At 64.6% G+C, this 19,265-nt stretch carries 18 protein-coding genes; 5 read left to right on the top strand and 13 right to left on the bottom strand.

The annotated features are described in order from the left end of the window. Positions 1-3: 3 nt before the first annotated feature. On the top strand, positions 4-936 hold the full coding sequence (locus ACFOSU_RS00560; RefSeq protein ID WP_380685373.1) for an SMP-30/gluconolactonase/LRE family protein: 933 nt from the start codon (positions 4-6) through the stop codon (positions 934-936). Between the two features lie 142 nt (positions 937-1,078). Here ACFOSU_RS00560 and ppa read toward each other — a convergent pair whose 3' ends face one another. Together ppa and ACFOSU_RS00570 are read right to left on the bottom strand one after the other, a co-directional pair. After that, the gene (gene ppa / locus ACFOSU_RS00565) at positions 1,079-1,612 is read right to left on the bottom strand and encodes an inorganic diphosphatase (RefSeq protein WP_380685375.1); all 534 of its coding nucleotides are present in this window, start codon (positions 1,610-1,612) and stop codon (positions 1,079-1,081) included. 76 nt (positions 1,613-1,688) lie between these two features. After that, entirely contained in the window at positions 1,689-2,951 is a 1,263-nt protein-coding gene (locus ACFOSU_RS00570; RefSeq protein ID WP_380685377.1) for a 6-phosphofructokinase, read from the bottom strand. A gap of 331 nt (positions 2,952-3,282) precedes the next feature. Here ACFOSU_RS00570 and ACFOSU_RS00575 point away from each other — a divergent pair, with 331 nt between their 5' ends. Then, positions 3,283-3,837 (top strand): adenylate kinase, encoded by a 555-nt coding sequence (locus ACFOSU_RS00575; protein WP_380685380.1) that lies wholly within the window; start codon positions 3,283-3,285, stop codon positions 3,835-3,837. 46 nt (positions 3,838-3,883) lie between these two features. Here ACFOSU_RS00575 and rnd read toward each other — a convergent pair whose 3' ends face one another. Then, the gene (rnd, locus tag ACFOSU_RS00580) at positions 3,884-5,026 is read right to left on the bottom strand and encodes a ribonuclease D (RefSeq protein WP_380685382.1); all 1,143 of its coding nucleotides are present in this window, start codon (positions 5,024-5,026) and stop codon (positions 3,884-3,886) included. A 98-nt stretch (positions 5,027-5,124) separates the two neighbouring features. Between rnd and ACFOSU_RS00585 the strand changes: the two genes are divergently transcribed. After that, entirely contained in the window at positions 5,125-5,598 is a 474-nt protein-coding gene (locus ACFOSU_RS00585; protein WP_380685384.1) for a hypothetical protein, read from the top strand. 19 nt (positions 5,599-5,617) lie between these two features. Then, on the top strand, positions 5,618-6,991 hold the full coding sequence (mpl, locus tag ACFOSU_RS00590; protein WP_380685386.1) for a UDP-N-acetylmuramate:L-alanyl-gamma-D-glutamyl-meso-diaminopimelate ligase: 1,374 nt from the start codon (positions 5,618-5,620) through the stop codon (positions 6,989-6,991). A gap of 521 nt (positions 6,992-7,512) precedes the next feature. On the opposite strand, the gene ACFOSU_RS00595 is transcribed toward mpl, so the two are convergent. The 4 genes from ACFOSU_RS00595 to ACFOSU_RS00610 all read right to left on the bottom strand — a co-directional run bounded on the left by ACFOSU_RS00595 (position 7,513) and on the right by ACFOSU_RS00610 (position 11,594). Next, positions 7,513-7,809 (bottom strand): hypothetical protein, encoded by a 297-nt coding sequence (locus tag ACFOSU_RS00595; RefSeq protein ID WP_380685388.1) that lies wholly within the window; start codon positions 7,807-7,809, stop codon positions 7,513-7,515. 287 nt (positions 7,810-8,096) lie between these two features. Beyond that, entirely contained in the window at positions 8,097-9,458 is a 1,362-nt protein-coding gene (locus tag ACFOSU_RS00600; protein ID WP_380685390.1) for a sigma 54-interacting transcriptional regulator, read from the bottom strand. Continuing rightward, positions 9,455-10,111 carry a hypothetical protein gene (locus ACFOSU_RS00605; RefSeq protein ID WP_380685392.1) on the bottom strand — a complete coding sequence of 219 codons (657 nt, stop codon included), beginning with the start codon at positions 10,109-10,111 and terminating at the stop codon, positions 9,455-9,457. The genes ACFOSU_RS00600 and ACFOSU_RS00605 overlap by 4 nt, the downstream gene beginning before the upstream one ends. Beyond that, positions 10,101-11,594, bottom strand: coding sequence for a sensor histidine kinase (locus ACFOSU_RS00610; RefSeq protein ID WP_380685395.1), 1,494 nt, complete (start codon positions 11,592-11,594; stop codon positions 10,101-10,103). The genes ACFOSU_RS00605 and ACFOSU_RS00610 overlap by 11 nt, the downstream gene beginning before the upstream one ends. 160 nt (positions 11,595-11,754) lie before the next feature. On the opposite strand from ACFOSU_RS00610, the gene pmbA reads away from it, so the two are divergent. Next, complete coding sequence (gene pmbA / locus ACFOSU_RS00615) at positions 11,755-13,137, top strand: metalloprotease PmbA (RefSeq protein WP_380685397.1); 1,383 nt, start codon at positions 11,755-11,757, stop codon at positions 13,135-13,137. A gap of 254 nt (positions 13,138-13,391) precedes the next feature. Here pmbA and mgtE read toward each other — a convergent pair whose 3' ends face one another. The 6 genes from mgtE to hprK form a co-directional block, all read right to left on the bottom strand. Continuing rightward, on the bottom strand, positions 13,392-14,756 hold the full coding sequence (mgtE, locus tag ACFOSU_RS00620; protein ID WP_380685399.1) for a magnesium transporter: 1,365 nt from the start codon (positions 14,754-14,756) through the stop codon (positions 13,392-13,394). Positions 14,757-14,896: 140 nt separating this feature from the next. Continuing rightward, entirely contained in the window at positions 14,897-16,636 is a 1,740-nt protein-coding gene (ptsP, locus tag ACFOSU_RS00625; RefSeq protein ID WP_380685402.1) for a phosphoenolpyruvate--protein phosphotransferase, read from the bottom strand. A 43-nt stretch (positions 16,637-16,679) separates the two neighbouring features. Next, on the bottom strand, positions 16,680-16,949 hold the full coding sequence (locus ACFOSU_RS00630; RefSeq protein WP_380685404.1) for an HPr family phosphocarrier protein: 270 nt from the start codon (positions 16,947-16,949) through the stop codon (positions 16,680-16,682). Between the two features lie 47 nt (positions 16,950-16,996). Beyond that, positions 16,997-17,389, bottom strand: coding sequence for a PTS sugar transporter subunit IIA (locus ACFOSU_RS00635; RefSeq protein ID WP_380685406.1), 393 nt, complete (start codon positions 17,387-17,389; stop codon positions 16,997-16,999). A gap of 33 nt (positions 17,390-17,422) precedes the next feature. Beyond that, a complete protein-coding gene (gene rapZ, locus ACFOSU_RS00640) occupies positions 17,423-18,280 on the bottom strand; it encodes an RNase adapter RapZ (protein ID WP_380685408.1) in 858 nt (285 codons plus the stop codon). After that, positions 18,271-19,260: an HPr(Ser) kinase/phosphatase gene (gene hprK / locus ACFOSU_RS00645; RefSeq protein ID WP_380685410.1), complete on the bottom strand. Its 990-nt coding sequence runs from the start codon at positions 19,258-19,260 to the stop codon at positions 18,271-18,273. Before hprK ends, rapZ begins: the two co-directional genes overlap by 10 nt. Positions 19,261-19,265: the final 5 nt, after the last annotated feature.

A 19,265-nucleotide genomic window follows, 5' to 3' on the forward strand; every position in this document is an offset into this window, starting at 1 on the left:
CGTGTGCCGATGTTTGCCCCACCCGAAATCATCAAGAGCCGTGTCTTTGCCCGCCTGCCCGATCGCTTGCGCAATACTGGCCAGCGGACCCGCTGGGGCGACGCGCAACGGCCCGGGCATACCTTTGACAGCTTTCTGGAAGGCCCGTCCTTCGACCGCGACGGCAATCTGTATGTGGTCGACATCCCCTACGGCCGGGTGTTCCGAATATCGCCAGCCGGCGAGTTCGACCTGGTGACGGAGTACGACGGCGAGCCGAACGGCCTGAAGATCCATGCGGACGGTCGTATATTCATTGCCGATTACCGCAACGGGATCATGCAGCTCGATCCGGGCTCCGGCGAGGTGACGGCGATTCTCGAGCGTCGCTACGCCGAGCGTTTCAAGGGGGTGAACGATCTCGTGTTCGCCAGCAACGGCGACATGTACTTCACCGACCAGGGCCAGACCGGTCTGCAGGATCCGACCGGCCGCGTCTATCGCCTGCGCGCGGATGGAAGGCTGGAACTGCTGTTGAACAACGTGCCCAGCCCCAACGGAATCGTTCTGGACCCGGCCGAGAAGACGCTGTACGTGGCCGTCACCCGCGGCAATTGTGTCTGGCGCGTGCCGCTGCAACCGGATGGCGGGACATCGAAGGTCGGGCTGTTCATTCAGCTGTCCGGCGGCTGGGGCGGTCCCGACGGCCTGGCCGTGGATAGCGAGGGCGGGCTGTTGATCGCTCATGCCGGTTTCGGCGCCGTATGGCACTTCAGCCCGCTGGGCGAGCCGCTGCACCGGATCGTGAGCGAGGTCGGCGTGGCGACCACGAATATCGCCTTCGGCGGCGCCGGCAATCGCGAGCTCTATATCACCGAGTCGGAAAGCGGTTCCATACTGACAGCGGAGTTGCCTGTTGCCGGCCAGCCGATGTATTCACATCAGTCGCGTGGCTGAGATGCATTGACGCGTACGCAATGACTCGCGCCTCTGGTTGCTGGTGTTTTTTACCGTCACCAGTAAAAAAGCCACCGTCGGCGAAGACGGTGGCTTTCCGTGGTGATGCCGACCGGCGCGAAGGCCGGCGATGCCACTGCGATCAGCCCTTGTTGTAGGCCTCGATCGACTTGCTGATTTCGGCCTTGGCCTTGTCGGCACCTTCCCAGCCGGTGATCTTCACCCACTTGCCTTTTTCGTGATCCTTGTAGTGCTCGAAAAAGTGGTGAATCTTGTTCTTCAGGCGCTCGTCGATGTCGGCGAGGTCCTTGATGTCCTTGTAGTAGTCGGTGGCGATCTTGTCGGTCGGCACGCACAGGATCTTGGCGTCGAGGCCGGATTCGTCCTCGGTGCCGAGCACGGCCACGGGACGCGCCTTGATCACGCAGCCCGGCACGATCGGCTCGGGGGTGAGCACCAGCACGTCGACCGGGTCGCCGTCGTCATACAGGGTCTGCGGTACGAAACCGTAGTTGGCCGGGTAGTGCATGGCCACGTTCATGAAGCGATCGACGGTCAGACAGTTGGTCTCCTTGTCGACTTCGTACTTGACCGAGCTCGAGCCTTCCACGATCTCGATGACGACATTGACTTCTTCGGGCGCGTTCTTGCCCGGCGTGACGGATTCATAGCCCATTGCAGACCCCTATTAACGGTGAATGATCAAATCTGAGGCGCGCCAGTGTAACCGATGCATGGCATCGACCGCCGGTTCAGATCTCGAACGTGTCCTTCAGCTTCTTTTTCACCGCGACTTTCTTCAGGCGCGCGTACTGCGGCAGACCGTCGGCATAGGGCGGATAGGATTCGCCTGCGATCAGCGGCTTGAGATAACGTCGGGCGGCGTCAGTGATATGAAAACCGTCCTCGCTGATGAACTCGCGCGGCATCATCTTCTCGACGTTGGCGACTTCCTCCAGCGGCGCTTCGCCGATCGACCACTGATAGGGCTCGTCGGATTCGCGCACGATCGAGACCATGATCCCGGATTTGCCAGCCGCCGCGTATTCGACCGCGGCGCGACCTACCGCATAGGCCTGGTCGACATCGGTCTGGGAGGCGATATGACGTGCCGCGCGCATGAGATAGTCGGCGATCGCATAGTGGTACTTGTGGCCGAGCCTGGTCTGGATCAGTTCCGCCAGCGTCGGCGCCATGCCGCCGAGCTGCTTGTGGCCGAAGGCATCGGTGTTGCCGGCATCGGACAGGAATTCGCCGTCGGCGTTGCGCACGCCCTCGGAGGCGACGATGGTGCAATAGCCGTAGCGTTTGACACAGTCTTCGACCCTGGCGAGGAACTTGTCTTCGTCGAAGGCGATTTCCGGGAACAGCAGGATATGCGGGTCCTGGCCCTCGGCCTCGGCGGCGAGCCCGCCGGCCGCGGCCGTCCAGCCAGCGTGACGACCCATGACTTCCAGAATGAAGACCTTGGTGGAGGTCTTGCACATGCTGGCCAGATCGAATCCGGCTTCGCGGATGGACACCGCCGTATATTTGGCCACGCTGCCGAAACCTGGGGAGCAGTCGGTATGCGGCAGGTCGTTGTCCATGGTCTTGGGTATATGGATCGCCTGGATCGGATAGCCCATTTTTTCCGACAGCTGGCTGATCTTGAGACAGGTATCGGCCGAGTCGCCGCCGCCGTTGTAGAAGAAATAGCCGATGTCGTGGGCCTTGAAGACCTCGATCAGGCGCTCGTACTGGGCGCGACTTTCTTCCAGCCCCTTGAGCTTGTAGCGGGCCGAGCCGAACGCACCCGAGGGCGTGTGTCTGAGTGCGGCGATGGCGCCGGCCGACTCTTCACTGGTATCGATGAGATCTTCGGTCAACGCGCCCACGATGCCGTCGCGGCCGGCGTACACCTTGCCGATCACGTCGCCATGCTCGCGGGCGGCTTCGATCACGCCGGCGGCGGAGGCGTTGATGACGGCGGTCACACCGCCGCTCTGGGCATAAAACGCGTTCTTCTTGCTCATGAATTCATCCTGTGATCCGGGGTCGGCAGACCTGTAGATAGCGCGTGCAGGGCGCGCTCCGAGTAATGTTAGGTGGCGTCATGCGTGGTTCAACGGTTCCGTCGGCCAGGGTCGAATCGCAGATGTTTGCCAGGCCGCAACGGCCGGACACCGGGTAACGATCGACACAGGTCCGTTCGGATCCCTGCGAGGGCAAAGCATACGTGAGCAGGGCGGGTCGAGAAAATTGACTTGCCTTATGGGAATCATTAACGTCGAGCGTTCGTCTGCGCTGGGCGTTGTGTATCGTCGTGCGCAAAATCCTGTCTCGAAGGTCTTTTGCGGGGAAATCATGCTGAAAATCGTGCTGCTGGGTGCGCCCGGCTCGGGCAAGGGAACGCAGAGTGAAAAACTGGTCGCCGAATTCGGCGTGCCGCAGATTTCGACCGGTGATCTGCTCCGCAGCGCGGTCGCCAACCAGACCGAACTCGGCAAGAAAGCCAAGGCGGCGATGGACGCCGGCGAGCTCGTGTCCGATGACATCGTGGTCGGCATGATCCGCGAGCGGCTCAACGAACCGGACGCCGAGAAGGGTTTCATCCTCGACGGCTTTCCGCGCAGCCTCGCTCAGGCCGAAGCGCTGGACGAGTTGCTGGCCAAACTCGATCGGCCGCTGCAGGGCGTGATTCATATCAAGGTCGATAACGAAGAGATCGTTCAGCGTCTGATGGCGCGTGGTCGTGCCGATGATAATGAAGAGACGATCCGCAACCGGCTCAAGGTGTTCCAGGAACAGACCCAGCCGCTGGTCGAGTACTACGACAACAAGGACATGCTCTCGGCGGTCGCCGGCGTCGGCGATATCGACGATATCTATGCCCGTATCAAGGCGGCGCTGCCCGCCTGAAGCGCGTGGCTTCGGCGCGGTCTCGAGACCGCGCCGGGGTGCCGATTCAGCCTGCGCCGGAGTCGTGTTCGACTTCGGCGTTTTTTATGGTCGCGAGCACATCGTCGCCGGCTGCGCGGGCGCGCCAGCCGCGTAGCAGTCGGGTATCGCGTTCGCCGGCCACGATCGCGGCGACTTCCTTGCGGCTGGCCAGCACATTGGCGGCGACACCGATGGCCTCGGCGCATTCGCCCAGCCGATCCATGCCGGCCCGGATACGCGCTTTTTCCTGGCCGCTGGGCGGCTCGGGTACGGCAGCCAGCGGTTCGGCCTTGCGTTGTCCAGCGCGCTCTACGCAGGCGATGAGATCGCTGCCATGTCGGGCGGCGGTCTTGCCGGGCAGCGTGGCAATCGCCTCCAGCGCTTGCATATCGGTCGGCCGTACGCGCGCGATATCGCTCAGCGCGTCGTCCGCCAGCACCCATTTGCGCGGTCGGTTGGCGCGCATGGCTTCGCGTTCGCGCCAGTCGGCCAGCTCGGCCAGCACCTGCTGCTGGGCGGCTGGCATGCGATGCCAGTGCTTGAGTCGGCGCCAGGCGCGGGTGGTATCGATGTTGAAACGGGCGGGATCGGCCAACTGCTGAAAATCGTCGGTCAGCCATGCGGCACGGCCGAGTTCGTTGAGCTGCGTGCAGATCACTTCGTAGGCGACGGCGAGGTAGCGCACGTCGTCGGCGGCATAATCGAGCGCGCCGTCGGGCAGCGGCCGTCGGCTCCAGTCGGTGCGCGTGTGGGTCTTGGGCAGGTCGACCTCGAGCAGGGCGGTGATCAGCCGTGCATAGCCCATCTGATCGTCCTGGCCCACGAGGGCAGCCGCGATCTGGGTGTCGAACAGCGGCGCCGGAACCGGGCCAAAGCGCTGCGACAGCACTTCCAGATCCTGTTCGGCGGAATGAAACACCTTCAGCACGCGAGGATCCGACAGCAGATCGGCGAGCGGGCCGAGATCGTCGATGACGAGCACGTCGATCAGGCCGATCTCTTCACGATCGGCGATCTGCACGAGACACAGCTTGGGATAATAGGTGCTCTCGCGCAGGAATTCGGTGTCGATGGCGACCCAGTCACGCGCGCGCATGCGCGCGCAGAATTCGCGCAGGGTCGATGCATCGGTAATCGTGGCGACGTGTTCGGGCGGCTTCGGTATCATGCGGCAGGCTTGTTTCCGGCTTTTATCAGGATGAATTGTTGATGGTCTTCGCGCGACGAATAATCGAACTGATGCTGCTGCGTCGAGGCCCCCAGGATATGCCCGGGGACTCGACCGCGCTCGTGGGCAGCGCCGCGGCCTATTGTATCCTGCTGTTCATCCAGGTCGGGTTGATCGCGCCGAGCGGCCGCGCGGCCTTTCAGGCCGTGGTCGCGACGGTCTTGCTCGCGCTCTACGTGCAAAGCGTGCTGCGCGTGCGCAAACTGCCGGCCCGCTTTGCCCAGACGGCGACCGCCCTGTTTGCCTCCGGCGCGGTGCTCACGCTGGTAATGCTGGCGCCTACCCAGGTGATGGCGCCGTATCTGCAGGCGATCAGCCACGCCAGCGATCCGCAGAGCGTGCCGATGCCGCCGGCGGTCGTTACCTTCGCCTATGTGGCCATGGGTTTCTGGGGGCTTGCGATCTACAGTCATATCTACCGGCACGCGCTGGATGCGGGGCTGTGGCTGGGTTTTGGCGCTGCCATGGCGTTCGAGATCCTGCTGCTTTTCGTCTTTTCCATCCTGGGCTAGCGCGACCGGAGACCTTTGCATGCATGTTCATATTCTGGGAATCGGCGGCACCTTCATGGCCGGCGTCGCGCTGCTGGCACGGGCCGCCGGCCATCGCGTAACCGGCTCCGATGCGGGCCTGTATCCGCCGATGAGTACGCAGCTGGCGGATGCCGGCATCCAGGTGATGGAGGGTTACGACCCCGCGCATCTGCAGCCCGCGCCCGATCAGGTCGTGATCGGCAACGCGATGACCCGCGGCAACCCGGCGGTGGAATACGTGCTCGACGCCGGGCTGCGCTATGCGTCCGGGCCGCAGTGGCTGGCCGAGAACGTACTTGAATCGCGCTGGGTGCTGGCCGTGGCCGGCACCCACGGCAAGACCACTACATCGAGCATGTTGGCGCATATTCTGCAGTACGCGGGCCTGGCGCCGGGCTATCTGATCGGTGGCATCGCCGCGGATCTGGGCCAGTCGGCATGCATGGGGGAGAGCGATTTTTTCGTGGTCGAGGCGGATGAATACGACACCGCGTTCTTCGACAAGCGATCCAAGTTCGTGCACTACCGACCGCGCACGCTGATCCTCAACAATCTGGAATTCGACCACGCCGATATCTTCGATGATCTGGAAGCGATCAAGCGCCAGTTCCATCATCTGGTGCGGACCGTGCCCAGCACCGGTCAGATCATCTGCAACGCCGAGGACGCCGAGCTGGCGGACGTGATCGAACGCGGCTGCTGGACGCCAACACTGGGCTTTGGTGGCGACGGCGCATGGCAGGCCGAGCCATTGGCCGCGGACGGTCGCCGGCTTCGGATACGGCTGGCCGGCGAGATCGTGGGCGAGCTGTGCTGGTCGCTGACGGGTGCGCACAATCAGGCCAACGCGTTGGCGGCGATGGCGGCGGCACGCCACGTCGGCGTCACGCCGGCCGTGGCGATCGAGGCGTTGACCGTCTTCAAGGGCGTCAAGCGGCGCATGGAACTGCGGGGCTCGCCCAACGGCATTCGCGTATTCGACGATTTCGCGCATCACCCCACGGCGATCACAAGCACGCTGGAAGGCGTGCGCGCCGCGGCAGAAGCCGATTCCGAGGCCGGGCGCATTCTGGCCGTGTTCGAGCCACGATCGAACACCATGCGCCGCGGTGTGCACGCACAGACGCTGGCCGCAAGCTTCGCCGCGGCCGACCAGGTGTTCCTTTATGACGCCGGTCTGGATTGGGATGCGCGGGCCGTGTTCGCCGATCGCGGCCATACCCTCGTCAGCGAAGACGATCTCGACGCATTGGTCGAGGCGGTAGCCGATAGCGCCCAGGCGGGCGACACCGTCATTGTGATGAGCAACGGCGGGTTCGGCGGCATCCACGGCAAGCTACTGGCAGCACTCGAGGCCCGTGCCCCGAGCTGATTGACCTGTTGATGGTGGCCCGCAACGGGTCGCGGGTCGCCGTGATTCGGTAGCCCGGACGCTTTCCGACGTTCGACCTCTTGCCTGGCGGATGCCTTTCGTTGCAGGCGCACATTCGGGCGTGTCGTGGTCACGGCGGCCGGGGCTTGCGGACGCGCCGGTCACGAGAATGTCGGGCAAAAAAAAGACCGCCGGAGCGGTCTTTGAAGTTTCGCATTGACCGAATCTAACCACGTCGAAACACGAGGGGGACCGGAAGACGCCGACGCGATCAAGCGAAAAACATGGGCAAGCCGTCTTGCCGTTGTCGTAAATTTCGCTGGAGCCGGACCGTACCACGCCGAGGCACGAGGGGGGACCGGGAGACGACAGCCCGACCCAGCGAAAACATTAAGCACCGCAGTGCTATTGGAAATTTCGCTCTGACCGGGCCGTACCACGTCGAGGCACGAGGGGGGACCGGGAGACGTCGGCCCGGCCGAGCGAAACAGTGAGGCAGCGCATGCTGCCGAAATCGACTCCTACATATTGCCGTTGCTGGCTTTGTGTTGTTTCTGTGTCTTCTTCATGTTGGCCATGTAGCCCTTGAATTCCTTCTTGGTCGCTTTGCCGTCGCCGTTGGCATCCATGGCATCGAACTTCGCCTGCCACGGTGTCGCCGATACTTCCTCCGGCGAAAGCGCGCCATCCGTATTGGCGTCCATGGTCGCCCAGGATGCGGCAGCCTGACTGGCGGCGTCCGCTGCGTGGACTGAACTGGCAGCACCAAACGGAATCGCGAATGCCATGCCGGCGATGACTGCGTAGCGTTTCTTCATAAAATCCGAGGACTCGAAACTGCGTATCTGATGGAGACTAGAGCAACCCCCGTGCCATGTTTTTTAAATATATATAAAACAGTCGTTTGGGTGTGTTTCTTGATCGCCGGTCAGGCGTGGTGCCGAAAAATGCCAGTCAATGCATCGAATCCGTTGCCTGTAAGCGACATATAAGCGATAAAAAAGATAACTGTCGGAAATAAAAGTAAAAAAAATGTCGCCATTTGGCGACATTTTCAGTTCCGGGCTGACGAAAGACGTCGTTTATGGGCAACAGCCCTCTTCGATCAGCTCTTGTACAGGGCGGGGTCGATCTCGTGGCGGTTGAGCAGCTTGTAGAACTCGGTGCGATTGCGTTTGGCCAGACGCGCGCTACGGGCGACGTTGCCGTCGGCGATTCGCAACAGCTGGATGAGGTAGTCGCGCACGAACGCGTCGCGTGCCTCGGCCAACGGCATGAGCGTTTGGGAACGTTCCCGCCGACCCGCCTGGCCGGCCAGTGCCTTCTCCACGGACTGCGCGGAAATGATATGCCCGCGGGTGAGCGCCACGTTCTGCTCGACCACGTTGGAAAGCTGTCGGATATTACCCGGCCAGTTGTGGGCGCACAGCAGTTCCATCGCGTCCGGCGCGTAGATCTTGGTACGACGTCCGTTGCGGCGCGCAAGGCTTTCCAGGAAATGCCGGGCCAGCGGGGCGATATCTTCCGGGCGTTCGCGCAGGCCGGGCAGGCCGAGCGTGACCACGGCGAGGCGGTAATACAGATCCTCGCGGAACCGGTTGTCCTCGATCGATTGGGTGAGATTGCGATGCGTCGCCGAGATCACCCGGACGTTGACCGGCAGAGCGCGTGCCGCGCCCACCGGCCGGACCTCGCGCTCCTGGAGCACCCGCAGCAGTTTCACCTGCAGGGCCAGCGGCATGTCGCCGATCTCGTCGAGAAACACGGTGCCGCCTTCGGCGCTTCGAAACAGGCCCTGCTGCGCCTGCTTGGCGTCGGTGAACGCACCTTTCTCGTGGCCGAACAGTTCCGATTCCAGCAGCTGCTCCGGCATGGCGCCGCAGTTGATGGCGACAAAAGGGGCGGCCTTGCGTGGACTCGCGTCATGCAGGCTGCGGGCCAGCACTTCCTTGCCGGTGCCGGAGTCGCCGGTGATCAGTACGCTGGTATCGCTGTCGGCGACCAGCCGTGCCTCCTCGAGCAGCCGATGCATGACCGGCGAGCGGGTGACGATGCGCTTGTGCCATATCTTGCGCCAGTCATCACCGGCGAGGCCGGTGTGGCCGAGCGCCTGCTCGATGCGCGAGAGCAGCATGTCCTTGTCGACCGGCTTGGCGAGAAAATCCAGGGCGCCGCGCTGGGTCGCACTCACGGCCTCCGGAATCGTGCCGTGCGCGGTGATCAGAATCACCGGCAGGGTCGGCCTTTCCTCGGTCAGGCGCTCGAGCAGGGCGATGCCGTCCATGCCGTCCATGCGTAGATCGGTTATGACACAGTCGGCCGCGAATTCATCCAGTGCGCGCAATGCCGCGGCACCGCTGTCGACGGTTTCGACCGTATGGCCGGCGCTCTCGATGCGCAGTGCAAGCAGCCGGCGCAGGCTCGGATCATCGTCCACCAGCAGGATGTTGCCGCTACGTGCCGTCATGGCTCGGTATCGCCCAGTCGGTCTTCGATGTTGGCCAGTTCGCGCAGCTTGCGATGGGCCTCGTCGAGTTGCGCCTGCAGCCGGGCGATGTGTGCGCGATCGGCATCGGCGCGGGCATTGGAATCCGCCCGCGCCTGTCGGCCAGCCGCTTGCGTTGCCTGGTCTTGCGCAGCCTCCGGGCGGGCTTCGGCCTGGTGCGCGGGCGCGGTGGTCTGGTTGTTGTCCGCGACCGCCTGATAGAGACGCGCGCAGTCGCTCAGATACTGGCGGGCGGCGGGGCTCCAGTGGTTGTCCTCGGCGTCGAGTGCCCGCTGTGCATAGCGGGCGGCCTCGTCCGGCGTATACCGACGCTGGTTGGGGGTGCCGTAGGCCAGGGCCAGCCGTGCGAAGCTGTTGGCGCCGGCGTACTCGCTGACGGCACGACGCGCCGTGACCACATGCTGCTCGCGCTGCTCTGGCGTGGCGTTCTGCAGTCGGCGTGCGTAATCGAGCAGCGCCAGCGCCGGATCCGGTCTCTTTCCAGGTGTGGCGACCGGGCGCTGCGCAATGTCCGCCGGCGCCTCGGGCGGCGCATGGGCACAGCCGCCGATCGTCGCCACCAGCAACACGGCGATGCCGGCGCGGCGGGCGTTGTAGCGTAGATCAAACGGCATGACGATCCGGAATATGAATTCTGAACAGCGCCCCGCCGCCGGGGGCACTGTCGACATCGATGCGACCGGCGTGCGCCTGTACGCATTCGAGCACTACCGACAAGCCGATGCCGGTGCCGCGCAGTGCGCCATCCGCATGCGCCTGATTCTCACGGCTCTGGTAGAAGACATCGAAGATCACGCTGCGTTCGTGCGCAGATACACCCGGCCCCTGATCGGCCACGCTGATCAGGGTGGCTTCGCCCACGCGTTCGGCGGCCAGCGTCACGCGGCCGCCGGGCGGCGAAAACTTGACGGCATTGCCAAGCAGATTGTCGATGATCAGATGCATACGGTCCCGGTCAGCCGTGATCGTGAGCGGCCGGGCCGGTATCACGACGTCGAGCTGTTTCCCCTCGATCGTCAGCCGTTGCCGGGCGACGATCCCCTCGAAGAGCGCGTTCAGATCAAAGCGCTCGTACTCCAGTCTAGCGTGTTGTTGCTGCCAGGCGGCAAAGTCGAGCAGGTTGTCGATGAGCTTGGCCAGCTCGAGGCTATTCTGCTGCAATATTCCGGCGACTTCGGCCTGGGATTCGGTCAACGCGCCGACGGTGCCATCGCGCAGCAATTCCGCGCCTTCGCGGATGCTGGCCAGCGGCGTCTTGAGCTCGTGCGACATATGCCGGATGAACTGCTGTTTCTCGCTCTCCAGTGTCGCCAGACGCCGGCGCATCCAGTCGAGGCGCGAGCCGAGCTGGTCCAGTTCCGCGGCCGGTGCGAAGACACGGATACGCCGCTCGAAATCGCCGTCGCCGAGTTTGGTTACCGCCGCCGAGATCTGGCGCAGCGGCCGTGAGATGACGGTCACGAAGAACGCGGTGAGCACGATCACGCCGGGCATGAGCGCGAATACGCACAGCAGCAGGAAAGTGCGCGCGTTGGCAGCCGTCGACTGCAGACGCGACAGCTCCCGATCGACGAACAGATTGCCCTGGTCGGCGATCAGCTCGGTCTCGCGCTGCATGGCGCCGAGTTGTTCGATCGCGCGCTCGATGTTCTCGGGCCGGCCGGACAGTTGCGTGGCGAGGTGCTGGGTCTGGCTGCGCAGCGCATCGAGGTTCCAGTCGGGCAGGGTATCGAGCTCGAGGGCGCCCAGGGCGTCGATCATCTGGTCGAAATCGCTGGCCTGGCGCTGGAACCGAGTGATCAGTTCGTCGCTCTCGAGCACCTCGTACTGACGTGTGCTGCGCTCCATGGCGATCAGCAGGCTGCTCAGGCGCTTGCTGTAGCGCGTGACTTCCACGCCCTGGAGAACCAGGCGTTCGCTTTGATCGGTCAGCCGGTCGACATAGATCACGCTGAATACGATGGCCACGATCAGCGGCAGCGCCACCAGAGCGAAGCTGGTGAGCAGCAGGCCGGTGATCGAGCGCGGGCGAAACAGCAGGCGCCGCCCGGCCAGGCGCGCCTTGCGCGGAGAAATAGCGACAGCGGGACGAGACATGTCCCATAGCATACCGACGTTGCGCGCCGGGGCGTTGCGGGGCTACCGTTCGCGCCATGATTTGACCATGGGGCGATTGCCGGGTGGCCGTGCACGCCGTGCCGCCACGTCGCGGGCAGTCGCCTGAACCGTCGAACCCATTTGCGCTGAAGGATGCGAAATGACTGAGTTGACTTCCACCACCGAGCACGCCGACACCGGCAGCGCCGATACACGGACGCTGCCGGACGCCGGACAGCTGACCGAGCAACTGCGGGACCTGCTCGAGCGCGCCCGTGCCGGTGGCGCGGATCAGGCCGAGGCGTCGCTGTCCGCTTCGCGCGCGTTGTCGGTGTCTGCCCGGGCCCGGGCACGCGAGTCGGTCGAATACGAGGGGGATCGCGCGGCCAGTATCACCGTCTACCGCGACAAGCGCAGCGGCAGTGCCTCCACGACCGACCTGAGCGCGAAAGGGCTGAATGCCGCCCTCGACCAGGCGCTGACCATCGCGCGCTTCACCGAGGCCGATCCCTATGCGGGCCTGGCCGATGCCGAGTTGATGGCCGGCGACTGGCCTGATCTGTCGCTTTATCATCCCTGGTCGCTGGGCGCGGACGACGCGCTCGAGCTGGCCCTGCGGCTGGAGGCGGCCGCCCTCGACCACGATCCACGCATCGTCCAGAGCGAGGGCGCGACCGTGGCCAGCCAGGACAGCCTGTCTGTCTATGGCAACAGTCACGGTTTCGTGGCGGCCGAACATGCCAGCCGTCATGCACTCAGCTGTCAGCCGATTGCCCGCGACGGCGCTGGCATGCAGCGCGAAGTCGCGTTTTCGCAGGCGCGTGTCGCCGCCGAACTCGACGGCGTGGAGGCCGTGGGCCGGCTCGGGGCGGAACGCGCCCTGGCCCGTCTGGGTGCGCGCACGCCGCCGACCACGACCGCACCGGTGCTGTTCACGCCGCGCGTGGCGCGCAGTCTCTGGGGGCATCTGATCGGCGCGATCAGCGGCGGCGCACTGTATCGCGATGCCAGTTTTCTCAAGGATCGGGTCGATACTCGCATCGGCGCCGCGTCGCTCACGCTGGCGCAGTTCCCGCATCGTCCGCGCGGCCTGTCGAGCACCGGCTTCGACGCCGACGGCGTCGCCACGACGCAGCGCACGCTGGTGGAAGACGGCGTGCTGCGCGGCTATCTATTGAGTGCTTATACGGCGCGTCGACTGGGCCTGGTCAGCACCGGCAACGCCGGCGGCGTATTCAATCTGGATGTGACGCCGGGCGCCCAGGATTTCGATGCGCTGGTGGCCGGCATGGGGCGCGGCCTGGTCGTCACCGAGCTGATGGGGCAGGGGGTGAATCTGGTCAACGGTGACTACTCGCGCGGCGCGGCCGGGTTCTGGGTCGAAAACGGCGAGATCGCCTATCCGGTGGAGAACGCCACCATCGCCGGCAACCTGCTCGACATGTACGGCGCGGTCGAAGCACTCGGCAACGATGTGGAGATGCAGAGCCCGTTGCGTACGCCGTCGGTGCTCATCGGCGCGATGACCATTGCCGGCGAGTGAAAGACGTGTTCTTTGACGTTGTCCGCAAATGAACGCGAAGAAGACGGGCGGGCGCTGATCCGCAGATGACGCAGATTGCACGGATTCAGGACACAGGCAGATCGACTCATAGGGATCCGTCTTCAATCTGTGTCATCTGCGGATAGACCTGGAGAGCGCGCCGCCGATGTAGGAAGCGGCCGTTGGCGTCTCGTATTTCTCGATCGTATTGTCTTTGGTCGCGTTTACTTGCGAAAGAAAGCGCAATAGCGTGATCAGCGCAGCAGGAACAGCGTCCCGAGGCCCAGGAAGGCGCCGAAGCCGATGACGTCGGTGAAGGTCGTGAGCACGACCGAGCCGGCCAGCGCCGGGTCGATGCCCATCTTCTTCATCGCCAGCGGAATCGCCACGCCAGCGATCGCCGCGCCGATCTGGTTGATGACCAGGGCCACGGCGATGATCACGCCCAGCACCCAGTTGCCGAACCAGATCTGGGCGATCACGCCGACCACCGCGCCCCAGAGCAGCCCGTTGATCACCGCCACCGCCAGTTCCTTGATCAACAGGGTGCGGGCGTTGGCAAAGCCGATCTGGCCCAGCGACAGGCCGCGGATCATCAGCGTGAGTGTCTGCGAGCCGCCGATGCCGCCCATGCTGGCCACGATTGGCATGAGCACCGCCAGGGCCACGACCTGTGACAGCGTCGCCTCGAACAGGCCCACCACCTGGGCGGCGAGAAACGCGGTGAACAGGTTGGCGCCCAGCCACACCGCGCGCCGGCGCGCGCTGCGCGCGATCGGCGCGAATACGTCTTCTTCCTCGTCGAGGCCGGCCATGCTCATGATGCTGTGCTCGGCCTCGTCGCGGATCACGTCGACCACGTCGTCGATGGTGATCCGCCCGACCAGGCGGCCGTCGTCCTCCACCACCGGCGCGGAGATCAGATCCAGATCCTGAAAACGCTTGGCGACCTGGGCAGCCGACATGTCCACGGGCAGCGCCTCGAGGTCGGTGTTCATGACCTCCGAGACATCGCGCTCGGGGTCGAGCGTCACCAGCTTGGCGAGCGTGAGCATGCCCAGATAACGCCCGTAGCGCGAGACCACGAACAGTGATTCGGTGTCTTCGGGCAGGGTGCCGCGCTGCTGCAGATAACGGCTGACCACGTCCAGCGACACGTCCGGGCGCACCGTGACCGTATCGTTGTTCATCAGGCCGCCGGCCGAGTCCGAAGGGTAGGACAGCACCGCATTGAGGCGGTCGCGGTTCTGCACGTCCATCGAGCGCAGCACTTCGCGGGTGACCTGTTCCGGCAGGTCCTCGATGAGATCGGCGAGATCATCGATCGGCATGCCTTCGGTGGCGGCCAGCAGTACGTCGTGATCGAGGGCGTCGATCAGCTCCGAGCGCACTTCGTCGTTGACGTGCAGCAGGGTTTCGCCGTGGTCCTCGTCCGGAACCAGTCGCCAGACCAGCTCACGCTTGGCACGCGGAATCGACTCCAGCAGCAGCGCGGTTTCAGCCGGATGCAGTGAATGCAGCATCGGCTTGAGGCGACGCATGCGGCCGGATTCCAGCGCCTCGTTGAGATCGACGAGACGGGATTCCATTTTGGCTTCAGTGGTCTTCGCGTCGCTCATCGGGCGCTTTCCGGCAGGCAGGAGGATTCGTCGGCTGGATCAGCAAGCAGCGTGCCATGACGGCCGCTGCCAACTGCTAATCAAAATAGCAGAAAAAGCCGGATTTTCTTGCTCTGGGGCCGTTGCGGGCGATGTTTTCGTTATCCCGCCAGCTGTTGGCTGAGGGTATCGAGCGCGTCGCGATAGGCATGGGCGTCGGTCAGCGCGAGAATTTCGCCGGTGCGGGCCTTGAGAGCGCCAACATCCGCGCTCATGATCGCGCGCTTGACCTCGAGCACGCTGGCCGGATGCATGGAGAATTCGGTCAGGCCCAGACCCAGCAACAGGGCGGTATAGCGCTTGTCCGAGGCCATCTCGCCGCACATGGACACGGGGATGCCGGCGGCGTCGCCGGCCTCGATGGTCATGCGGATCAACTGCAGCACGGCCGGGTGCAGCGGGTCGTAGAGATAATTGATCTCGTCGTCGATGCGATCCATGGCCAGGGTGTACTGGATCAGGTCGTTGGTGCCGATCGAGAAGAAATCGCAGTAGCGCGCCAGTAGCGGCGCGGACAGTGCCGCGGCCGGCACTTCGATCATGGCGCCGACCGGCAGTTGGGCATCGAAATCCAGGCCGTCGCGCTTGAGTTCTTCCATCACCTCGCCGATCAGATGCCGGGTCTGGCGCAGTTCCTGGATGTTGGAGACCATCGGCAGCATGATCTGCAGATCGCCCTCGGCCGAGGCGCGCAGCAGGGCCCTGAGCTGGGTGCGGAACAGATCCGTCTCCTTGAGACACAGACGGATCGCGCGCAGGCCCAGGGCCGGATTGGACGAGGTCTTGGTGGTCGCCCGGCCGATGGTCTTGTCCGCGCCCAGATCGAGAGTGCGGATGGTGACCGGTCCGTCGACAGAGCGCAGAACACGCCGATAGGCGGCCAGCTGTTCTTCCTCGCCGGGCGTCTCCTCCCGGTTCATGTACAGGAACTCGGTACGATACAGGCCGATGCCCTCGGCGCCCACATCGGCCGCGTCCTTGCTGTCGTCGGGCAGCTCGACGTTGGCGAGCATGCGCACGCGCACACCGTCGGTGGAGACCGCGGTTTCGTCCTTGAGCATGCCGAGCATGCGCCGATAGCGCTCGTCGCGTTTCTGGCGATGCCGATAGAACTCGAGCGCGGCCTCGTCCGGGCCGGCGAGAACATGGCCGGCCTCGCCGTCGACGATGACGGTTTCGTCGTCGAGCAGCATGCGGCGTGCGTTGTGCATGCCCACGATCGCGGGAATGCGCAGGCTGCGGGCGAGAATCGCGCTGTGCGAGAGCGGGCCGCCGTGCTCGGTGACGAACGCGGCCACGCCCTGCTGGTGCAGCAGGATGATATCGGCGGGCGTGAGTTCGTCGGCCACGATCACCGGCGGCGGGGCATCATCCTCGGCGTGTGTCTCGATGCTGCGCTCCTGCTTGAGCAGGATGCGCTGAATACGCGCGGTCACGTGCACGACGTCGTCACGACGGGTACGCAGATAGCTGTCGTCCATCTGGTCGAACATCGCGGTCAGATGCTCGGCCTGGCGCTTGAGCGCCCATTCGGCGTTGTAGCGGTGTTCGCGGATCAGCGCAGCCACCGTGTCGGTGAGCGTGCTGTCCTGCATCATCAGCAGATGCGTTTCGATGAAGGCGCCGATCTCGGCGGGCGCGTTCGCCGGAATCTGCTCGCGGATCGCGGCCAGCTGGCCGCGCGCATCGTCGAGCGCGGTTTCGAAGCGCGCGACTTCGGCGTCCACGGCATTCGACTCGACGTGATATTCGGGAATATCCAGGTCGGTGCCGTGCACGCGGTGGACCGCGCCGATGGCGACTCCGCGCGATACGCCGATGGCGGCGAGCCAGAGACTCATGCCGCGGCGCTGCTCGGCTTGATGACGACGGACCGACGCATTGCTACTGGCCCTCGCCGAAACGATCGCGTACCAGTTCCTCGAGCGCGTTCAGTGCCGCTTCGGCGTCCTCGCCCTCGGCGCTTACATCGATCCGGCTGCCGCGCGCGGCGGCCAGCATCATGACACCCATGATCGACTTGCCCGAGACCTCGCGTCCGTCCTTGCTGACCTTGATATCGGCCTCATGCTGTGAAGCGACGGTCACGAACTTGCTGGCCGCGCGTGCGTGCAGGCCGAGTTTGTTGACGATGGCGAATTCGCGGGTAGGCATAGTGGGTCTGACTTTTTATTTATACGAAACGAGGTACGAACGGCTCATCAATCGGCCTGCGGGCAGCGCATCACGCCGGCCCGGCCGGCCTCGATGGCAGAGGCGGCGAGATCGTCGAGCGCGAGCTGGGGATAATTGTAGACGCGTACGAGCATGGACAGGTTGATGCCGGCGACCACGCGCGTGCCGTTGACGCTGGCCGCGCGGGTGGCGATATTGCTGGGCGTCGAGCCGAAGGCGTCGGTGATGATCAGCACGCCATCGCCCTGATCCAGGCGGGCGAGGGCATCGGCCGCCGCCTGGCTGCGTTCATCCGGGTCGTCGTGACGATGCACCTCCAGCACTTCCGTCGGGCGCGAGAGCTCGCCGATCATGCCGGTTACAGTGTCGACGAACTGGGCGCCCAGACTGCCGTGGGTGATCAGCAGCACGCCAATCACGCCGACCGCTCCGGCGCCCGAGTCGAGGCTTGATCAATGCAGTTCATTATGTCGTACCAGAGTCTGGGCATAGTGTTCGCGCAGCCGTGCCGCCAACTGTTCGACCAGATAAACCGAGCGATGCTTGCCGCCGGTACAGCCGATGGCAATGGTGACATAGGCGCGGTTTTCGCGTGCGAATTCGGGCAGCCAGCGCTCCAGAAAGCCGTGGATATCGTCGAGCATGGCGCCGGTGGCCGGCTGGGCGGCGAGGTGCTCGGCCACCGGCGCGTCCAGACCGGTCAGTGCGCGCAGTTCCGGCACCCAGTGCGGGTTGGGCAGACAGCGTACGTCGAACACGAAATCGACGGCCTGCGGCACGCCGTACTTGAAGCCGAACGACTGCACCAGAATCGACAGTTCGCCGGACTGGCTGGCCTCCACGCGGTTGCGGATGATGTCGCGCAGCTGGTGGATATTGGTGTTGCTGGTATCGATCGAGACGTCGGCCTTGGCGGCGATCGGTTCCAGCAGTCGCCGGTCGGCTTCGACGGCGTCGATGAGCGACGTATCCGAATCGGTGAGCGGATGCTTGCGCCGGGTCTCGGAATAGCGTCGCAGAATCGATTCGCTGTCGGCGTGCAGGTAGATCACTTCGATATCGATGCCGCCGGCGCGCAGCGCCTCCACACGCTCGGGAAAGCCGGCGATCTCGGCGCGGCGCGCGCGCGCATCGATGCCGACCGCTAGGCGATCGAAATTCAGGCCCTGATTCTTGAGCGTCGCCGCCGAGACCTCGCGCAGCAGGCCCATGGGCAGATTGTCGATGCAGTAGTAGCCCAGATCCTCGAGCATGTGCAGCGCAACCGATTTGCCGGCGCCGGCGAGTCCGCTGACGATGATCAGCCGCATGATGTGGGTTCCTGTATGGCTTTGTGCTGGCGCAAGGCGAACTCCTCGTCACTGTACTGGCCCTGCATGCGCAGCAGATGATCGCGACAGGCGGCCTCGACCAGAACCGACAGATTATGGCCGACCGCGACCGGCAGGGTGATCTCGGGTATCTCCACGTCCAGCAGACGCTGGATCGTGCGCGTGCCGGCCAGCCGGTCGGGGGCATCGAGCACCCCGGACTTGGGGCGCACCAGCCGGATGATCAGGCCCAGCTGCTTGCGCCGCTTGATCGCGGCCTCGCCGAACATCGCGCGGATATTGAGAATACCGAGGCCGCGCACTTCGAGAAAATCCTGCAGCACCGGCGGGCAGCCGCCGTTGAGATCGTCCGGGCCGAGCAGGGCGAACTCGGGGGCGTCGTCGGCTACCAGCCGATGGCCCCGGTTGACCAGCTCCAGGGCGAGCTCGCTCTTGCCCACGCCCGAGTCGCCGGTGAGCAGCAGGCCGATCGACAGCACTTCCAGAAAGACGCCGTGCACCGTGATCTGGCGCGCCAGCGCCTCGCCTAGAAAATGCCGCAGGCGATAGGCGGATCGATGCGCGGTGGCGGCGGTTTCGAACACCGCGATGCCGGCGCCGTCGAAGGCGGCGCGCACTTCCTTGCGCAACACGCGCCCATCGGCGATGACCACGAGCTTGGTAGCACCCGCGGTCACCCGTTCGAGCACGTGACTCAACTGATCGTCGCCGATCGACTCCAGATAGGCGATCTCGGGCTCGCCGATGACCTGGACCTGGGGCGGATGGATGAAGTTGAGATACCCCACCATCGGCACGCGTCGTCCGTCCAGACGTGTCGCGCCGAGCGTGGCGGTACCACCGCCGCCTTCGGGCCAGTGCAGGCCGAGCGACGATCTCAGCCGATTGAATACGGTTTCGACCGCAACCCGGCGCGTGGCCGGCGATTCATCGAACAGATCGTCGCCGGTCACCGGCATGCGTC

Source organism: Salinisphaera aquimarina, from assembly GCF_042643355.1.
Taxonomy (GTDB): Bacteria; Pseudomonadota; Gammaproteobacteria; order Nevskiales; family Salinisphaeraceae; genus Salinisphaera; species Salinisphaera aquimarina.